17 protein-coding genes are annotated in these 18892 nt (G+C 59.0%); 10 read left to right on the plus strand and 7 right to left on the minus strand.

What is annotated here, in order from left to right:
* Positions 1–46: 46 nt before the first annotated feature.
* Entirely contained in the window at positions 47–943 is an 897-nt protein-coding gene (locus WG29040_RS04740) for a LysR family transcriptional regulator (RefSeq protein ID WP_003439059.1), read from the minus strand.
* A 165-nt stretch (positions 944–1108) separates the two neighbouring features.
* Between WG29040_RS04740 and WG29040_RS04745 the strand changes: the two genes are divergently transcribed.
* The 9 genes from WG29040_RS04745 to WG29040_RS04790 all read left to right on the plus strand — a co-directional run bounded on the left by WG29040_RS04745 (position 1109) and on the right by WG29040_RS04790 (position 12005).
* Positions 1109–2599, plus strand: coding sequence for an aldehyde dehydrogenase family protein (locus tag WG29040_RS04745; RefSeq protein ID WP_010656251.1), 1491 nt, complete (start codon positions 1109–1111; stop codon positions 2597–2599).
* 114 nt (positions 2600–2713) lie between these two features.
* Positions 2714–3997 carry an FAD-binding oxidoreductase gene (locus WG29040_RS04750; protein ID WP_003439063.1) on the plus strand — a complete coding sequence of 428 codons (1284 nt, stop codon included), beginning with the start codon at positions 2714–2716 and terminating at the stop codon, positions 3995–3997.
* Between the two features lie 363 nt (positions 3998–4360).
* Positions 4361–5497 carry a branched-chain amino acid ABC transporter substrate-binding protein gene (locus tag WG29040_RS04755; RefSeq protein WP_003439065.1) on the plus strand — a complete coding sequence of 379 codons (1137 nt, stop codon included), beginning with the start codon at positions 4361–4363 and terminating at the stop codon, positions 5495–5497.
* Between the two features lie 189 nt (positions 5498–5686).
* Positions 5687–6601: a branched-chain amino acid ABC transporter permease gene (locus tag WG29040_RS04760; protein ID WP_003439067.1), complete on the plus strand. Its 915-nt coding sequence runs from the start codon at positions 5687–5689 to the stop codon at positions 6599–6601.
* Positions 6602–6603: 2 nt separating this feature from the next.
* On the plus strand, positions 6604–7887 hold the full coding sequence (livM, locus tag WG29040_RS04765; RefSeq protein WP_010656249.1) for a high-affinity branched-chain amino acid ABC transporter permease LivM: 1284 nt from the start codon (positions 6604–6606) through the stop codon (positions 7885–7887).
* Positions 7884–8774 carry an ABC transporter ATP-binding protein gene (locus WG29040_RS04770; RefSeq protein WP_003439071.1) on the plus strand — a complete coding sequence of 297 codons (891 nt, stop codon included), beginning with the start codon at positions 7884–7886 and terminating at the stop codon, positions 8772–8774. The genes livM and WG29040_RS04770 overlap by 4 nt, the downstream gene beginning before the upstream one ends.
* On the plus strand, positions 8771–9487 hold the full coding sequence (locus WG29040_RS04775) for an ABC transporter ATP-binding protein (protein ID WP_003439073.1): 717 nt from the start codon (positions 8771–8773) through the stop codon (positions 9485–9487). Before WG29040_RS04770 ends, WG29040_RS04775 begins: the two co-directional genes overlap by 4 nt.
* Positions 9488–10261: 774 nt before the next feature.
* A complete protein-coding gene (locus WG29040_RS04785) occupies positions 10262–11029 on the plus strand; it encodes an SDR family oxidoreductase (RefSeq protein WP_003439076.1) in 768 nt (255 codons plus the stop codon).
* 70 nt (positions 11030–11099) lie between these two features.
* Entirely contained in the window at positions 11100–12005 is a 906-nt protein-coding gene (locus WG29040_RS04790) for a cation diffusion facilitator family transporter (protein ID WP_003439083.1), read from the plus strand.
* 65 nt (positions 12006–12070) lie between these two features.
* Here the strand turns inward: WG29040_RS04790 and WG29040_RS04795 are convergent, their stop codons facing one another.
* From WG29040_RS04795 to WG29040_RS04820, 6 genes are all read right to left on the minus strand, one after another.
* The gene (locus tag WG29040_RS04795) at positions 12071–13201 is read right to left on the minus strand and encodes an AGE family epimerase/isomerase (protein ID WP_127195740.1); all 1131 of its coding nucleotides are present in this window, start codon (positions 13199–13201) and stop codon (positions 12071–12073) included.
* A gap of 106 nt (positions 13202–13307) precedes the next feature.
* A complete protein-coding gene (gene ureG / locus WG29040_RS04800; RefSeq protein ID WP_003439087.1) occupies positions 13308–13919 on the minus strand; it encodes an urease accessory protein UreG in 612 nt (203 codons plus the stop codon).
* A 9-nt stretch (positions 13920–13928) separates the two neighbouring features.
* The gene (locus WG29040_RS04805) at positions 13929–14603 is read right to left on the minus strand and encodes an urease accessory protein UreF (protein WP_003439089.1); all 675 of its coding nucleotides are present in this window, start codon (positions 14601–14603) and stop codon (positions 13929–13931) included.
* Positions 14600–15100 carry an urease accessory protein UreE gene (ureE, locus tag WG29040_RS04810; protein ID WP_003439091.1) on the minus strand — a complete coding sequence of 167 codons (501 nt, stop codon included), beginning with the start codon at positions 15098–15100 and terminating at the stop codon, positions 14600–14602. Before ureE ends, WG29040_RS04805 begins: the two co-directional genes overlap by 4 nt.
* Before the next feature lie 160 nt (positions 15101–15260).
* Positions 15261–15893 (minus strand): TetR family transcriptional regulator, encoded by a 633-nt coding sequence (locus WG29040_RS04815; RefSeq protein WP_003439093.1) that lies wholly within the window; start codon positions 15891–15893, stop codon positions 15261–15263.
* 166 nt (positions 15894–16059) lie between these two features.
* A complete protein-coding gene (locus WG29040_RS04820; RefSeq protein WP_127195741.1) occupies positions 16060–16425 on the minus strand; it encodes a hypothetical protein in 366 nt (121 codons plus the stop codon).
* 275 nt (positions 16426–16700) lie between these two features.
* Here WG29040_RS04820 and WG29040_RS04825 point away from each other — a divergent pair, with 275 nt between their 5' ends.
* Positions 16701–18767 carry an AsmA family protein gene (locus WG29040_RS04825; RefSeq protein WP_003439103.1) on the plus strand — a complete coding sequence of 689 codons (2067 nt, stop codon included), beginning with the start codon at positions 16701–16703 and terminating at the stop codon, positions 18765–18767.
* The last annotated feature ends 125 nt before the right edge of the window (positions 18768–18892 follow it).

The following is an 18892-nucleotide window of genomic DNA, read 5'->3' on the forward strand; positions in this document are numbered from 1 at the left end:
CCTGGGGACCTTTTTAAAGATCAAAAGATCGCGAGCAAGCTCGCGCCTACAGGTCCTCAATGTGTTCCATTATCCACGTCACAAATGCCTGCACCTTGGGCACCCCCGCCGAATGTTCAGGGTAGGCCAGGTAATAGGCGTCGGGACTGGGCATGGAGTGCGGCCAGGCAACGACCAGTTTGCCGTCAGCCAATTCTTCTGCCACCAGAAACCTGGGCAGCAGTGCCACACCACAGCCCACTTGTGCCGCCCGGATGCACATATAAAACGTATCGAAGCGCGGGCCGTGATAACTGTGATCGGTGCGATGCCCCTGGCTTTCAAACCAGTCATGCCAGGCTTGTGGACGGGAGGCGTTTTGCAGCAGGACCAAATCGGTCAGTTGCGTAGGATCGGTATAGGGCGTGTCAGGCAAGCTCGCTGGCGCACACACCGCCACCAACTCTTCGCCAAACAGCTTCAGGCATTCGGTACCGGGGCGTGAGCCCTGGCCGAAATAGAACGCCAGATCGCTGCGGCCTTGCAGCAAGTCATCGGCCTGCTGTTCATTGCACAGGTCCAGATGGATATGCGGGTGCTGCAGGCGCCAGCCCTTGAGGCGCGGCACCAGCCAGCGGGCACCGAAGGTCGACGGCGTAGATACGCGTAACACTTCTGTTTCGCCGCCGTAGGAGCGCAGGGTGTGGGTCGACATCTCGACCTGGGTCAGGATTTTTCGGACTTCTACCAGGTACAAATCACCCGCCGGGGTCAATTGCAGGCGCCGACGCACGCGGCGAAACAGCAAGTGCTGTAACAGTTCCTCCAGCTGCGCGACCTGCTTGCTGACCGCGCTTTGGGTCAGGTTCAGCTCTTCGGCGGCGCGGGTGAAGCTCAGGTGGCGGGTCACAGCCTCAAAACACTGGAGTGCAGTGATCGATGGCAGATGGCGTTTATTTAGCATCAGTGCTGAGCATAAAAAGCCCCTCATTCTTGTTGTCAGGCAACGTTACCAGCGCAGCATGAATTTTCGGAATGATATCTCGCTTAAAGGTCGTTTGTTGCCGCGATGCGGGCCAGCTACAACTAATGGCCTGAAAACCCGTTTTTTGAGCTGAAGGAGTGTCCCATGCTTGCTGCATTACTGGATCGTCTTGGTGTTGACCCCGCGCTGTACCAGCAGGGCCGGCAACCGGTACATACGCCCATTGATGGCAGCCGGATCGGTGCCGTGCATTGGGAAGGGGCTGCCGAGGTCGAGCAGCACGTGACCCGCGCCGAACATGCATTCGAAGCCTGGCGCAAGGTTCCGGCGCCGCGCCGCGGCGAACTGGTGCGTCAGTTTGGCGACCTGCTGCGTGAGTACAAGGCGGATCTGGGCGAACTGGTGTCCTGGGAAGCGGGCAAGATCACCCAGGAAGGCCTGGGCGAAGTCCAGGAAATGATCGACATCTGCGACTTCGCCGTCGGCCTGTCGCGTCAGCTTTACGGCCTGACCATTGCTTCCGAGCGCCCGGGCCACCACATGCGTGAAACCTGGCACCCGCTGGGCGTGGTGGGGGTGATCAGCGCGTTCAACTTTCCGGTGGCCGTCTGGGCCTGGAACACCACCCTGGCACTGGTCTGCGGCAACGCGGTGATCTGGAAACCCTCGGAGAAAACCCCGCTCACGGCACTGGCCTGTCAGGCGCTGTTCGATCGGGTGCTGAGCACGTTCAGCGATGCCCCCAAGTACCTGGCCCAAGTGATTATCGGTGGCCGGGACGCCGGCGAAGCCCTGGTCGATGACCCGCGCGTTGCCCTGATCAGCGCCACCGGCAGCACCCGTATGGGGCGCGAAGTGGCACCAAAGATTGCCGCGCGCTTTGCCCGCAGCATTCTGGAACTGGGTGGCAACAACGCGATGATCCTGGCTCCGAGCGCCGATCTGGATATGGCCGTGCGCGCCATCCTGTTCAGCGCCGTCGGTACCGCAGGCCAGCGCTGTACCAGCCTGCGTCGCCTGATCGCCCATGACTCGGTCAAGGAAGAAATCGTCACCCGGCTCAAGGCGGCCTATTCCCGGGTGCGCATCGGTCACCCGCTGGAAGGCAATCTGGTTGGCCCGCTGATCGACAAACACAGTTTTGAAAACATGCAGGACGCTCTTGAGCAAGCCCTGAGCGAAGGCGGCCGGGTGTTTGGCGGTGAACGCCAGCTGGCCGGGCAGTACCCGAATGCGTACTACGTGGCCCCGGCCATCGTTGAAATGCCCGAGCAGAGCGATGTGGTGTGCAGCGAAACCTTCGCCCCGATCCTGTACGTGGTGGGTTACAGCGACTTCAGCGAGGCCCTGCGCCTGAACAATGCCGTACCCCAGGGCCTGTCGTCGTGCATCTTCACCACCGATGTACGTGAGGCCGAGCAGTTCATGTCGGCCACCGGCAGTGACTGCGGTATCGCCAACGTCAACATCGGGCCCAGCGGTGCAGAAATTGGCGGCGCCTTTGGCGGTGAAAAAGAAACCGGTGGCGGCCGTGAGTCGGGCTCCGATGCATGGCGCGGCTACATGCGGCGCCAGACCAATACCGTCAACTACTCGCTGGAACTGCCGCTGGCGCAGGGTATTACGTTCGATTGAGGCAACCCCCCCGGAGCTCATGTGAAGGGCCACTGTGGAAGCCGGGTCAACCCGGCTCCCACTGTTTGTGGATAAAAACGCATCACCGTTGGGTTTCATCTCTGGAGCTTGGCAATGCCTTTACTCGAACAATGTTTGTGGGAAAACCTGACGCCTCAACGTCCGCAATCGTCTGCCTTACAGGGCGAACTGAGCGTTGATGTGTGTGTGATTGGTGCTGGCATCACCGGTTTGTCTGCCGCCATTCACTTGCTGGAACAGGGTAAAAGCGTCTGTGTGCTCGAAGCCCATCGCACCGGGCACGGCGGTTCGGGGCGCAATGTGGGGCTGGTCAATGCCGGGATGTGGATTGCCCCGGACGAGATCGAAGCCGGTTTCGGCGAAGCAGTGGGCAGCCAGCTCAATCGCATGCTGGGTGCTGCCCCGGCACTGGTGTTCAGCCTTGTCGACAAGTACCGCATCGACTGCCAGCTGCGCCGCGAAGGCACCTTGCACATGGCTCACAACGCCCGGGGCGAAGCTGACCTGCGCAGTCGCGAGCAACAATGGAAGCGTCGGGGCGCCCCTGTGGAACTGCTCACCGGCGCTGCCTGCACCGAAGCGACCGGAACCCCGAAAATTGCCGCCGCCCTGCTCGACAGGCGTGCCGGAACCCTCAATCCAATGGCCTATACCTCGGGCCTGGCCAAAGCCGCCAGTGACTTGGGCGGGCGTTTGTTTGATCACAGCGCAGTGACCGGCCTGGAGCGTCAAGGCCAGCGCTGGTCGGTGCAAACCGCTCAGGGCGCGGTGAGTGCAGAGCAAGTGGTGCTGGCGTCCAATGCCTACACCGAAGGCGAATGGACTGACTTGCGACGTAACTTTTTCCCCGGTTATTACTACCAGGTTGCCTCAAAGCCGCTGACCGATGACAGCGCCAGCCGCATCTTGCCCGGCGGGCAGGGCTCATGGGACACCCGCCAGGTGTTGAGCAGTATTCGCCGTGATGCCGAAGGCCGTTTGCTGTTGGGCAGCCTGGGCAACGGCAATCAAAAACCGGCCTGGTTTCTCAAAGCCTGGGCCGATCGCGTGCAGCAGCATTACTTCCCGTACCTCAAAGGGGTTGAATGGGAATGCACCTGGACCGGCTGCATCGCCTTCACCCCCGATCATTTGATGCGTCTGTTCGAGCCCGCGCCCGGTTTGGTGGCAGTCACCGGTTACAACGGCCGGGGCGTGACCACGGGCACTGTGGTGGGCAAAGCATTCGCCGATTACCTGTGTAACGGCGATGCCAAAGCCCTGCCGATACCCTTTGCGCCGATGCGGCCACTGTCTGGCACGGGGCTGCGCAGCTGTCTGTACGAAGCCGGTTTTTCGCTGTACCACGCCGGTCAATGCTTGCGGATTGTCATCTGACAAAGCTTTTGCAGGCTCCCGGACGCATCTGCCCCGGCATCGACTAGCCTCAAATGGTGCGGCCTGTAGCAGTAGCGCACCGGGAGTGTGCAGTTAGGTGACGTAAGTGGTTACAGAGTGGTTGTCCGGAGCCGGGCAACCCGGTTGCAACCCTTGTCGTTTCAGGTAACACCCACCCATCAAAAACAGTTTTACCTTCCTTGGTCTAGACGGTTGCACGTCCAATGAAAATGGACTCGAAACAGCCGATATAACAACAAGACAGCGGCTTTTTTAAGAATAAAAAACCAATGGCACGCGGCTTGCTCTGAGCTTCACCTGAAGTCGAAGTGCCATCTAACAAAACCTCAGGAGCACCACCTCATGTCGCAGACGTTCTACAAGAAAGGTTTTCTGGCCCTCGCGGTAGCAACAGCGTTGGGTGTTTCTTCGTTTGTTCAGGCTGATGTGAAAATCGGTGTGGCGGGCCCGATGACCGGTGCCAACGCGGCATTTGGCGAGCAGTACATGAAGGGCGCGCAGGCGGCTGCGGATGCAATCAACAAGGCGGGCGGAATTAACGGTGAGCAGATCAAGCTGGTGGCGGGCGACGATGCCTGTGAGCCGAAGCAGGCTGTAGCCGTTGCCAACCGCCTGGTGGATCAGGACAAAGTAATCGGGGTTGTAGGTCACTTCTGCTCTTCGAACACCATTCCGGCGTCGGATGTGTATGCCGATGCGGGTGTGATCATGATTACGCCGGGCTCGACCAATCCGCAGGTTACCGAGCGCAAGCTGGACGCGGTGTTCCGTATGTGCGGGCGTGATGACCAGCAGGGCATCGTGGCGGGTGACTACATTGTCGACGTGCTCAAAGGCAAGAAAGTCGCGGTTATCAACGACAAGGACACCTACGGTAAAGGTCTTGCCGATGCCACCAGTGCGCAACTGACCAAGCGCGGAGTCAAACCGGTCCTGGAAGAAGGCCTTACCCGTGGTGAAAAGGACTTCAGTGCCCTGGTCACCAAAATCCGCTCGCTGGGCGCCGATGTGGTGTACTTCGGCGGCTTGCACCCAGAGGCGGGCCCGCTGGTGCGTCAACTGCGTGAGGCTGGCCTCAAGGATGTGAAGTTCATGTCCGATGATGGTGTTGTAACCGACGAACTGGTCGCCACTGCTGGCGGCCCGCAGTACGTCGATGGCGTGTACATGACTTTCGGCGCCGACCCGCGCCTGCTGCCGGACAGCAAAGCGGTGGTTGAGCAGTTCCGTAAAGCCGGCACCGAACCGGAAGGCTACACCCTGTATGCCTACGCCTCGGTTCAGGCCCTGGCTGACGCTTTCAATGGCGCCAAGTCCAACAAGGGCGAAGACGCTGCCAAGTGGCTCAAGGCCAACCCGGTTGAAACCGTAATGGGCAAGAAGGAATGGGACGCCAAAGGCGATCTCAAAGTCTCTGACTACGTGGTTTACCAGTGGGACAAGGACGGCAAATATCACCAGCTGGAAAAACAGAAGTGAGATAAGCCGCTCTGCCTTCTCCTGTAGGAGCGAGCTTGCTCGCGAGCTGTTAAAGATCGCGAGCAAGCTCGGTCCTACGGAGAAAGGGCATCAGGCATGTCTGCATCACCTGTCTTCTTTTCCATGAGCGGCGCAAACCTTGCCCTGCGGGCGGGTTTGCGCAATGGCTCAAGTGCGTGAGATTGCGTTATGGACGGTATATTCCTACAGCAACTGCTGAACGGCCTGACCCTCGGGTCTGTTTACGGCCTGATTGCCATCGGCTACACAATGGTCTACGGCATCATCGGCATGATCAACTTCGCCCACGGCGAGGTGTACATGATCTCCGCTTACCTCGCGGCTATCAGTCTGGCTCTGTTGGCATACTTCGGCGTTGAATCCTTCCCGCTGCTGATGTTGGGCACCCTGGTCTTCACCGTCATCGTCACTGGCGTGTATGGCTGGGTGATTGAACGTGTGGCTTACAAACCTCTGCGAAATTCCACACGGCTGGCGCCACTGATCAGCGCCATTGGTATTTCCCTGATCCTGCAAAACTATGTGCAAATTGCCCAGGGCTCGCGGCAACAAGGCGTCCCGACACTGCTCAGTGGTTCCTGGCGCGTCGATATCGGCACCGGTTTTGTACAACTGACCTACACCAAAGTCTTCATTCTGATCGCGGCCTTTGCAGGCATGGGCCTGCTGACCTACATCATCAAGTACACCAAGCTGGGGCGCATGTGTCGTGCTACCCAGCAAGACCGCAAGATGGCGTCGATCCTGGGCATCAACACCGACCGGGTGATCTCCTACGTGTTTGTAATAGGTGCCGCCATGGCCGCGTTGGCCGGGGTGCTGATTACCATGAACTACGGCACGTTCGACTTTTACGCCGGCTTCATTATCGGGATCAAGGCGTTCACGGCTGCGGTACTCGGCGGGATCGGATCCCTGCCCGGGGCCATGCTCGGCGGAATCATCCTGGGCATTTCCGAATCACTATTTGCCGGCCTGGTTAACTCGGATTACAAGGACGTGTTCAGTTTCTCATTGCTGGTGCTGATCCTGATTTTCCGTCCCCAGGGCCTGCTGGGTCGTCCTCTCGTGGCGAAGGTGTAAGTATGTCTGCAGCCATTAACAAACCGATTGATATCAAAAAAAGCGTCGTTGATTCGATCCTTGCCGGGTTGATTTCATTGATTGTGTTCGGACCTATCGTGGGGGTGGTGCTCGACGGCTACAGCTTTAACCTGCAACCGGCGCGCGTCGGCTGGCTGGTTGCGATTGTGATGGTGGGGCGCTTTGTTCTGAGCCTGTTCCTGCAAACGGCCAGGGGCCTGAAAATCCTTCAGGGGTTCGAGTCCACCGGCTCCGGCGTGCACGTACTGCCCCCGGATTACAAATCGCGGCTGCGCTGGATCGTGCCGTTGCTGATCGTGATTGCCATCGTGTTTCCGTTTTTCGCCAACAAATACATTCTGACGGTGGTCATTCTCGGCCTGATCTACGTGTTGCTCGGTCTGGGGCTGAACATAGTGGTGGGCCTGGCGGGGCTGCTCGACCTGGGCTACGTGGCCTTCTATGCCATCGGCGCTTATGGGCTGGCACTGGGTTATCAGTATCTGGGGCTGGGTTTCTGGTCGGTGCTGCCGCTGGCGGCGATTGCGGCAGCGATGGCCGGATGCATTCTCGGGTTCCCGGTGTTGCGAATGCACGGTGACTATCTGGCCATCGTGACCCTGGGCTTTGGTGAAATCATTCGCCTGGTGCTCAACAACTGGCTGTCATTTACCGGCGGCCCCAACGGCATGCCGGTACCATCGCCGACGTTTTTCGGCCTGGAGTTCGGTCGCGTGGCCAAGGACGGCGGGGTACCGTTCCATCAGTTCTTCGGTCTGGACTACAACCCCAATATCAAATTCCTGTTTATCTACATCGTGCTGTTTCTGGTGGTGCTGCTGGTGCTGTATATCAAGCACCGCCTGACTCGCATGCCGATTGGCCGGGCCTGGGAAGCGTTGCGTGAAGACGAAATCGCCTGCCGCGCCATGGGCCTGAATCACGTTCTGGTCAAACTTTCAGCATTCACCCTCGGCGCTTCTACGGCAGGTCTGGCCGGGGTGTTTTTTGCCAGCTACCAAGGGTTCGTCAACCCGTCGTCGTTCACTTTCTTCGAGTCGGCGCTGATCCTCGCCATTGTGGTGCTCGGTGGTATGGGCTCGACCGTGGGGGTGGTGATTGCTGCATTTGTCCTGACCGTGGCGCCGGAACTGTTACGCAGTTTTGCCGAGTACCGGGTGCTGCTGTTTGGCGTATTGATGGTGCTGATGATGATCTGGCGCCCACGGGGCCTGATCCGGGTCAGCCGTGTCGGGGTCACGCCACGTAAGGGAGTCGCGCCATGAAAGACCTCTCCAGCAACGACGAAGTAGTGCTCTCGGTCGACAAGCTGATGATGCACTTTGGCGGGATCAAGGCTCTGAGCGATGTCAGTCTCAAGGTCAAACGCAATTCAATCTTTGCCCTGATCGGGCCTAACGGGGCGGGGAAAACCACCGTGTTCAACTGCCTGACCGGGTTTTACAAAGCCAGTGGCGGCAGAATCGAACTCAATGCCCGTGGTGCGCGGACCAATGTCATCAAGCTGCTGGGGGAGCCATTCAGGCTGACGGACTTTGTCTCGCCCAAAGCCTTTGCCAGCCGCCTGTACTACAAAATGTTCGGCGGCACCCATCTGGTTAACCGTGCAGGGCTGGCGCGCACGTTTCAGAACATTCGTCTGTTCAAGGAAATGTCGGTGCTGGAAAACCTGCTGGTGGCGCAGCACATGTGGGTCAACCGCAACATGCTGGCGGGCATCCTCAACACCAAGGGCTACCGCAAGGCCGAAAGCGATGCGCTGGACCATGCGTTTTACTGGCTGGAAGTCGTCGACCTGGTGAACTGTGCCAACCGCCTGGCCGGGGAGTTGTCTTACGGCCAGCAGCGGCGCCTGGAAATTGCCCGGGCCATGTGCACGCGGCCGCAAATCATCTGTCTGGACGAACCGGCGGCCGGGCTTAACCCGCAGGAAACCGAAGCGCTCAGTGCGATGATTCGCCTGCTGCGGGACGACCACGACTTGACCGTGGTATTGATCGAACACGACATGGGGATGGTCATGAGTATTTCCGATCACATAGTGGTGCTCGACCACGGCAACGTGATCGCACAGGGCGGGCCGGAAGCCATTCGCAACGACCCGAAAGTGATCGCGGCCTACCTTGGCGCCGACGAAGAGGAGCTGATATGACGGGCACTATCCTCGAACTCAAGGAACTGGACGTTCACTACGGGCCGATCCAGGCCCTGAAAAAAGTCTCGATGCACATCGAGGAAGGCGAAACCGTGAGCCTGATCGGCTCCAACGGTGCGGGCAAGTCCACGTTGCTGATGTCGATCTTCGGCCAGCCCAGAGCCAGTGGCGGGCAGATCTTCTACCAGGGCGTGGACATCACTCAGAAGTCCTCGCACTACATTGCCTCCCACGGCATCGCCCAGTCACCGGAAGGCCGTCGCGTATTTCCGGACATGACGGTGGAAGAAAACCTGTTGATGGGCACCATCCCCATCGGCGACAAGCATGTCGACGAAGACATGCAGCGCATGTTCGAACTCTTCCCCAGGCTCAAGGAACGGCGTAATCAGCGGGCAATGACCATGTCGGGCGGTGAGCAGCAAATGCTCGCCATCGCCCGCGCCCTGATGAGCCGTCCCAAGTTGCTGTTGCTGGACGAACCCAGCCTGGGGCTGGCGCCGATCGTGGTGAAGCAGATTTTTGCGACCTTGCGTGAACTGGCTACCACCGGCATGACCATCTTTCTGGTCGAGCAAAACGCCAACCACGCCCTGCGCCTGTCGGACCGGGCCTACGTGATGGTCAACGGTGAAATCCGCCTGACCGGAACCGGCAAGGAACTGTTGAGCAACGAAGAAGTACGCAACGCGTATTTAGGCGGGCACTAAAGGGTTCACCCTGCAGGAGCGAGCGCTTTGCAAATCTCGCGAGCCAGCTCGCTCCTGCAATTTTCGCAGCCCCTTTCCAGGGGCTTTTTGTTTTTCAACAGCGCACTTTTGAAATTGTGGAAAACAATATTCCAGACCCGCGAAAGCGCGACATAAAGCCGCTCTAAATACCTGTTTTAACATCATTTTGACTTGTCCCCGTTTGCTGTGGAGGTGGCTGTGGGTAACGTGGGAGTAGTTGGCTGCAGGCCTTTGTTTACGTGGCTTGCACGGGTGTGGTTGTTTTTTGATCAGTGTTTTTTACCTGGCTTCCTGCAGGATTTGTCAACAGATTTGTTCAGTTATAAACATAGTCATTAGTCGATAACCAACCTGTGGATAAGTCTGTGGTTAAACTCTGGAAGGAATGCCCTGAGCGGCGGAATTACTGGCCTCTGGCTATCTCAGAGGTTTTACCGGGTTGCACCTTTTTGGGGCGTCTGCATGTTGCCTGCGTCCAGGTCAAGCTAAAAACTCTTCAATCAGCGCTCAACCCCTTGTGGCCAGAGGCTTTGGCCATTTTGGAGTTGCCCCCAAAGACTGTGGACGGGCCTGTGGATAACGTGAGTGCATATGGCTCCAGCCCTTGTCTGGCATGGCCTGCAGGGAGTTGGTTGTTTTTCGTACAGGTTTTGTCCGGGATCATGTGCCGGGTTGCCGCCAAATCGCAGCCGGGGCATGCTGCTTCCCGTCTTATTCAACGGCGGCCGATGCCCGCCAGCCAAGGAGAACGCTATGACTTCCACCCTGTTTATTACGGGCGCCACTTCCGGATTTGGTGAGGCCTGCGCTCGCAAGTTTGCGCAGGCAGGCTGGAAACTGGTACTGACCGGCCGCCGTAAAGAGCGTCTGGATGCCCTGTGCGAAGAGCTGTCCAGCCAGACCGAAGTCCATGGCCTGGTAGTAGATGTACGTGATCGCAAGGCGATGGAAGAGGCAATTGCCAATCTGCCACCGTCGTTCAGCAAGCTGCGCGGACTTATCAACAATGCCGGGCTGGCGCTGGGCACCGATCCGGCGCCCAAGTGCGACCTCGACGATTGGGAAACCATGGTCGATACCAACATCAAGGGGCTGCTCTACACCACGCGCCTGCTGCTGCCCCGGCTGATTGCCTACGGCCGCGGTGCCGGTATCGTTAACCTGGGCTCTATCGCCGGCAGCTACCCGTACCCCGGCAGCCATGTCTATGGCGGCACCAAAGCCTTCGTCAAGCAGTTCTCCCTGAACCTGCGCTGCGACTTGCAGGGCACGGGCGTGCGGGTCAGCAACGTTGAACCGGGTCTGTGTGAAAGCGAATTCTCGATGGTGCGCTTCGGCGGCGACAAGGCCCGCTATGACGCCACCTACCAGGGTGCTGAGCCGATTCAGCCGCAAGACATCGCCGAGACGATTTTCTGGGTGCTCAATACGCCGGCCCACATCAACATCAATCGCCTTGAACTGATGCCCGTCACGCAGTCCTGGAGCGGTTTTGCCATCGAACGCCACGCCACAGAGTAAACTCACGCCTGGCAGCCTGCCCGCGACCTCCTGAGGGGGCCGTATTCAACAGGGCTGAAAAGGAGTTTTTGTGAGTAACAGTGGTGAGCAGAAACTGCTCAAACAATCGACCGTTCTGATGTTCGCGGTGGCCATCGCCGGCATCGTGACGGGTGTTATATCGGGTTCGCAATCCATCTTGTTCGATGGGTTCTTCTCTTTGATCGCGACCTTTATCAAAGTACTGATGCTGATCACGGCACAGTTGATCGCCAAGGAAAGCAACGAACGTTTCCAGTTCGGCTTCTGGCACCTTGAGCCCATGGTGCTGCTGATCGAAGGCAGTTTCCTGTTTTTGATTGCGATCTATGCCTTTCTCAATGGCGTGTTCGGCATTATCAATGGCGGGCGCGAAATTGAGCTGGGCCTGGTGATCATCTACGCGGCGGTGTTTACCGTAATCGAGTTTGCCTACTACTTCTGGGTCCGGCGTAAAAACCGCAAGCTCAAGTCCAGCCTGATCCAGTTCGACAACATCAGCTGGCTGGTGGACGCGATGCTGTCGGTGGGGCTGTTGATAAGTTTTGTCACGGCGCTGATTCTGAAACAACAGGGTTATGCCCATTGGGCCGCCTATGTCGACCCGGCGATCCTGATTTTGCTGGCTTTCAGCATGCTGGCTCCGGCGTTCAAAATCCTGCGCCCGGCATTGCGCGACGTCCTGGGTATTGCCCCGGACAAGCTCGATGACAAGGTGCGGGATGTGCTAGAGGAAATGTCGGCGCGCCATGGCTTTGAGGGCTACAAAACCTATGTGCAAAAGCACGGAAGGGCGCGTTTTATCGAGATCCATATCGTGTTGCCGGCGGGATATCCGCTAACCAGCATCAAGACCCTGGACGGGTTTCGTGAAGAGATATCAGGCATGTTGGGCGCGGCCGACAGTGCGCGCTGGCTGACCATCAGCTTTACCGGCGATCGCAAGTGGATTGCCTGACCTTGCCCCTGTAGGAGCGAGCTCGCCTCGCGAGCTCTTTACATATTCGCGAGGCAAGCTCGCTCCTACAGGAGTTGCGCCAGGCCGCTGTAGCAGGTGGCCAGGTGATACGGTGTGGTCGACGGCATGTCCAGGCGGCTGACGTTGCCTGCCGCATCCCGGCATTCATACCAGCCACCGGCATGTAAAAAGTTCTGCTGCAACGCCAGCAACTGGCGTTGCAGGCGGGGCAGGGGCGCCGGACGCAAGGTCAGGGCGCGCAGGTACTCGGCCTGGGCCCAGATGCGCTGGGTGCCATCGCGCAAGGTGCCATCCGGGGCCAGCATGCCGCAGACCGCCCCGGTCTGCGGGTCGACCCCAACCTGTTCGGCAAAGTCGAAGGCGAGCGCAAGCGAGTCGTGCAGGGCTGTTTGACGCAGCAGTGGCGAGGACTCCAGCAAGTAGAACCACTCAAACTGATGCCCGGGTTCAAACCAGTTATCCACAGCCCTCAGCGGTTTTTCGAGCAAGGCGTTATGCACAGGCTCGATAAAGCGCTGTTGCATGCCATCGGCCAGCGCCAGCAATGCGCTGTGTACCGGCGCATCGTCGCGCACCGACAAAGTCGCCAGAAACGCCTCGGCCAGATGCATCAACGGGTTTTGCAGCGGGCCGGTGTCCAGCGTTGACCAGTCCCGCTCGAGGCTGGCTTCGTACAGGCCATTACCATCGCTGAAGCGCTCGGCGACGACTTTCAGCGCGGCATTGAGCACTGATTCCACCGCCGGCTCGCGCACCTTGCCCCAGTAATGGGCGCAGGCAAAGATGATAAAGGCGTGGGTATACAGGTCTTTACGCTGATCCAGCGGCGCGCCGTCGGGGTCGATGCTGTAAAACCAGCCGCCGTGTACGGCGTCGTAAAAGTGCCTTTGCAGCGAGCGGAACAACCTGCCTGCGCGCTCGGCAGCGCCGGGGAAGGCGGGGTCATCGATCAAGCTGGCGAATAGATATAGCTGACGGGCGCAGGCCATGGCGCGATAGCGCTGGGGCGTCAGTGGCCGGTGCTCGGGGCTGAGTGCCTCATAGGGCAGTTCCAGTTCGGCATTCCAGCCGGGGCCTTGCCAGAGCGGCACAATGACCTGGCGAAAATGCTGCTGTACCGCCGCAAACAGGGCGGTCAGTTCGAGCGGGAAGGCGGAGCTGGCTACATGGGGCATTGGCAGGCGTCGTCACGGCTGGGGCGTTTGCGCGACATGATACACCGTGACGTCCAACTCTGTAGGCGCGAGCTTTTAAAGCTTCAGGCCCACAAAAGATCGCGGGTTATGAGATCAACAGTCCCTGCCGTTCAATAAACCTCACGATGGTATCCAGGCCGTGGCCGGTTTTTTGATTGCTGAACACAAAGGGCTTTGCCCCGCGCATGCGCCGGGTGTCACTGTCCATCAGCTCCAGCGATGCGCCCACCAGCGGTGCGAGGTCGATTTTATTGATCACCAGCAAGTCGGATTTGCAAATCCCCGGTCCACCCTTGCGCGGCAACTTGTCCCCTGCGGATACATCGATCACGTAGATCGTCAGGTCGGACAGTTCCGGGCTGAAGGTGGCCGACAAGTTATCCCCACCCGATTCCACCAGAATCAGGTCCAGCCCGGGGAAGCGCCGGTTCAGCTGATCCACGGCTTCGAGGTTGATCGATGCATCTTCACGAATGGCGGTGTGCGGGCAGCCGCCGGTTTCTACACCGATGATCCGCTCCGGTGCCAGCGCCTGGTTACGCACCAGAAAATCGGCATCTTCGCGGGTATAAATATCGTTGGTGACCACCGCCAGGTTGTATTTGTCCCGCAGTGCCAGGCACAGGGCCAGGGTCAGGGCAGTTTTGCCGGAGCCCACCGGGCCCCCGATGCCGACCCGCAAAGGTTGTGTGTTCATTGCATTCTCCTAGGAACGAAACAGACGGCTGTACTGGCGCTCGTGGGCCATGCTCGCCAATGACAGGCCGAAAGCGGCACTGCCCAAACGGGATAAGTCGAGGTTGCTGGCGTGTTGTTGTGCCTGCTGCAGCGCCGGGGATAACTCGCTGGTCATGCGTTGAGCGGCCTGCTGGCCCAGCGGCAGGGTTTTCATCAGCACCGCCAATTGGTTTTCCAGCCAGCTCCACAGCCAGGCTGCCAGCGCGTCTGACGCACTGATGCCCCAGGCCCGGGCAGCCAGTGCCCAGCCGAGTGCCAGGTGCGGCTCGGCTTGTTGGGTGAGAAATAGCCGTGCAGGCTCATCCAGCTCGGGCAACCCCATCAGAAGTTGCTGCAGGGAGTAGCCCATTTGCCGGCTTTCCTGATGCAATTCGCGGGTTTCACGACTGGCGCGGTGTTCGTCGCAAAACTGCTGCAAGGCACTCCAGTCTTCGTCGGCCGCCGCCCGGCAATGGGCGAGCAGCAACGGAGCCTCGAAGCGCGCCAGATTGAGCAGCAATTGATCGCTGATCCAGCGGCTGGCAGTTGCCGGGCTGGATACCCGGCCATTCTCGACGGCCATTTCCAGGCCCTGGGAATAGCTGTAGCCGCCAATCGGCAGCTGTGGGCTGGCCAGGCGCAACAGCGCCCATGCCGGACTCACAAACGCACACCAAACTGATGCAGGCGCGGGGCGTAGTTGAAGTCTTCTTCGCCTGCGCGGGAATGATGATGACCGCCGCCGTAGGCGCCATGCTCCGGTTGGAACGGCGCCTCAATGGCTTCGGTCTGCGCGCCCAATTGTTCCAGCATGGCTTTGAGTACGTAGTCATCGAGCAGGCGCAGCCAGCCATCGCCGACTTGCAGGGCAACATGGCGGTTGCCCAGGTGATAGGCCGCGCGGGTCAACTCAAAGGCATTGAGACAGGTCACGTGCAGCAACTTTTCGGGGCTGGCACACACCCGCACGATGCGCCCGTCCTGGGCTTGCAGAAATTCGCCGTCATGCAGGGGCGGTTGTCCGCGTTCAAGGAACAGGCCGACGTCCTCGGCGTCACTGCTAAAGCAACGCAAACGGCTTTTGCTCCGGGCTTCGAAGTTGAGGTGTAACTCAGCGCTCCACACGGGGTGGGGCTGAACTCTGCGATGAATCACCAACATCGGTAGGCTTCCTGCAATTGACAATGCCTTGATCAGAGCAAGGGGCTTGCCAACCTTGGGTTGCACAACAAAGGCGAGTGATCCTGGGAAGGGAAAGGGGCTGCGGCGAGCGATAATGGTGCGCTATGAGTTTTATTTCGCACCAACAAGGTGCGCATCTTTACTCGGTACTGCCCAGGCCTTGCCAGTGCTTGAGCCCGATAAAGATAAAGCGCAGCTGCTGGCTGATTTTTGCCTGGGGTTGCAGGTAGTCGGGGAGCGCCTCGGCGGGCGGATCGATGACATCGGGCAAGGCCGCGAACACACTTTTAACCACCAGATCGGCAATTACCGTAAGGCCTGCGTGGTTCAAGTGCTGCAGCTTGGGCTTGGACCCGAGGTCGGCGGCCAGATCCGAGGTGATGTCTTCGCGCAGCGCCCCGATAGCCTGGCGCACTGGCTGTGAGCCGCCGTATTGCTCGCGGGCCAGAAACAGAAACTGCGAGCGGTTGGCCTGCACCACATCGAGAAAGATCCGTACCGAAGCGTTGATCACACCGCCCATAAACAGTTCGTTGTGTCGCACCAGACGAATGGTTTCGCGAAAGGTCTGACCGACTTCACTGACCAGCGCCAGGCCCAGTTGGTCCATGTCGCTGAAGTGCCGATAAAAGCCGGTGGGCACTATGCCTGCGGTTTTTGCGACTTCGCGCAGGCTCAGGCTGCCAAAGCCGCGACCCGATTCCATCAAGTGGCGGGCGGCATCCATCAGCGCAAGGCGGGTTTGTTGCTTCTGTTCGGCGCGAGGCAGCATCGGAGCTGGTATTCCAGACAAGTACAGCGGCGCACTCTAGCAAATCGGCTTTGATGACGTCGAACTGCAATGGAGACTCTGCAGGAGCGAGCTTGCTCGCGAGCTCTATTACTGCGTAAACAGATCGCGAGCAATCAGTTGCCGTCGGGCTCCTGCAATCACTTGATTAGCTGGCACGTTGATTCCTTTCGGCAAGACGATCCGCGCCGCCTTCCGCCACCAGGTTGCTCTGGCGTTGAGTGCGGTCGTAGCCATCTTCAGCCACGCGGTTCTGCTGGTTCAGAGTGCGTTGTGCGCCGTCCTCAGCCACGGGGTTCTGCTGGTTGAGAGTGCGTTGTGCACCGTCCTCAGCTACGCGGTTCTGCTGGTTCAGGGTGCGTTGGGCACCGTCTTCAGCCACAGGATTCAGCGGTTGGCTCAAGCTGCTGGAAGCAGGCTGCACCATGGGGGTTTGCTCGTCGTCGGCGGGCATCGCAAAGGCGTTGATGGCCAACAGTGAGAGGCCAAGACCAAGCAGTAATGGGCGTTTCATGATATCGGTGCTCCGTAGCAGGGCAATTAGTTAGTCAGGTAAGCAATGCTACGCTTGGATCTTCGATATCAAAGTTCATACGGCCAATGGTGATAATCAACACAATTGATTGTTCAGGCGCGAGTGCTCTGGCTTGCGGCTTTCGGGTGTTTTTTTCATGAAAGTCGGCCTCCGGTTAAACCTTGGGCAGTCTTTGACAGTCGTACTTTTATTAGCGTCGCAGCCATTGTAAAACGCCGCAGTTGGGACGTTCAGCCGTAATAAGGAGCCGTTAAATGACACGCACCCGTAAAGTCCTTGCCTGGATTGGCGGTATTTTGCTTCTGCTGGTGGTGGTCCTGGTGGTGATCCTCGCTACCTTCGACTGGAACCGGATCAAGCCCACAATCAATACCAAAGTGTCTGACATCCTCCATCGCCCATTTGCCATTAACGGCAACCTGGCCGTGCGCTGGCAGCGCGAAGCGGACGAGGGTGGCTGGCGTGCCTGGGTGCCTTGGCCCCATGTGATTGCCGAAGACCTGAGCCTGGGCAATCCCGAGTGGTCAAAAGAACCGCAAATGGTCGGCCTGAAGAAGGTGGAGTTGCGTCTTTCACCGCTGGCGCTGCTGACGCAGACCGTGGATATCCCGCGTATCGACCTGACCGAGCCATCGGCCAGCCTGGAGCGTCTGGCCGATGGCCGGGCGAACTGGACATTCAAGTTAGACCCCAAAGACCCGAACGAAAAACCCTCGGACTGGAAGGTGGACATTGGCGCCATAGGTTTCGACAAGGGCCATGTGACGCTCAATGACCAGACCCTCAAAACCCGTCTGGATGTAGTGATCGATCCGCTGGGCAAACCCATCCCGTTCAGCGACATCGTCGGCCAGAGCGCGGCGAAAAAAGCGCTGGAGAAAGGTTCTGCGCCACAAGACTACGCATTCGCGCTGAAGGTCAAAGGTCAGTACCACGGCCAGAACCTCGACGGCACCGGCAAAATTGGCGGCCTGCTGGCCTTGCAGGACGCGGCCAAACCCTTCCCGTTGCAGGCGCAAGTCAGCATTGCCGACACCAAAGTCGCGCTGGCCGGGACCCTGACCGACCCGCTCAACCTGGGGGCGCTGGACCTGCGCCTGAAATTGGCAGGCAGCAGCCTGGCCAACCTTTATCCACTGACCGGCGTAACCCTGCCTGACTCGCCGCCGTACTCAACCGATGGTCACCTGATTGCCAAACTGCATGAGCCGGACGGCGCAGTTTTCACTTACGAAAACTTCAACGGCAAAATCGGTAGCAGCGATATTCATGGCAACCTGAAATACGTCGCCAGCCAGCCACGGCCCAAGCTGAGCGGCGCACTGGTGTCCAATCAATTGCTGATGGCTGACCTGGCCCCGTTGATTGGCGCGGACTCCAACGCCAAGCAAAAAGCCCGTGGCGGCGACAGCAAACAACCGGCGGGCAAAGTGTTGCCGGTTGAAGAGTTCCGCACTGAACGCTGGCGCGATATGGATGCCGATGTGGAATTCACCGGCAAGCGCATCGTCCAGAGTGCCGAGCTGCCGTTCACTGACCTGTACACCCATGTGGTGCTGGACAATGGCGAGCTGAAACTCGAACCACTGCGTTTTGGCGTTGCGGGCGGCAAGCTGGATGCGCAAATCAACCTCAACGGGCGCAGTACGCCGATGCTGGGGCGGGCCAAATTGACCGCGCGCAACTTCAAGCTCAAGCAGCTGTTCCCGACCTTTGAACCGATGAAAACCAGCTTTGGTGAGCTCAATGGCGATGCCACGCTGTCGGGCACCGGCAACTCGGTGGCCAAGTTACTGGGCACGGCCAATGGCGGCTTGAAGATGATCATCAACGATGGCGCCATCAGCCGCAGCCTTATGGAAATTGCCGGCCTGAACGTCGGTAACTATGTGGTGGGCAAAATATTCGGCGACGAAGACGTGAAGATCAACTGTGCGGCGGCGGACTTCGGGATCAAGGATGGTCTGGCCACTTCGCAGTTGTTTGTGTTTGATACCGAGAACGCGATCATCTACATCGACGGCACCGCCAACTTTGCCACCGAACAGCTCGACCTTAAAATCACCCCCGAGTCCAAGGGCTTGCGTTTGTTTTCGCTGCGTTCACCGCTGTACGTAAAAGGCACCTTTGGCAACCCTTCGGCGGGTGTGGAAGCGGTACCGCTGCTACTGCGCGGTGCAGGCATGGTGGCGCTGGGCGTGATTGCCGGCCCGGCGGCCGGTCTGCTGGCGTTGATCGCCCCCAGCGGCGGCGAACCCAACCAGTGCGCACCGCTGCTGCAACAGATGCAGCAGGGCAAGGTACCGAAAACGGTGAAGTAGCCCCACAAACCCTGTAGGAGCGAGCTTTTAAGATCAAAAGATCGCCAGCAAGCTCGCTCCTGCAGGCCAGTGCTGGCGGCTTGATCCAGACAAAAAAATGCCCGCCCCTCATCACATGGGGGCGG

This window comes from Pseudomonas sp. PAMC 29040 (genome assembly GCF_003994535.1).
GTDB lineage: Bacteria > Pseudomonadota > Gammaproteobacteria > Pseudomonadales > Pseudomonadaceae > Aquipseudomonas > Aquipseudomonas paraversuta.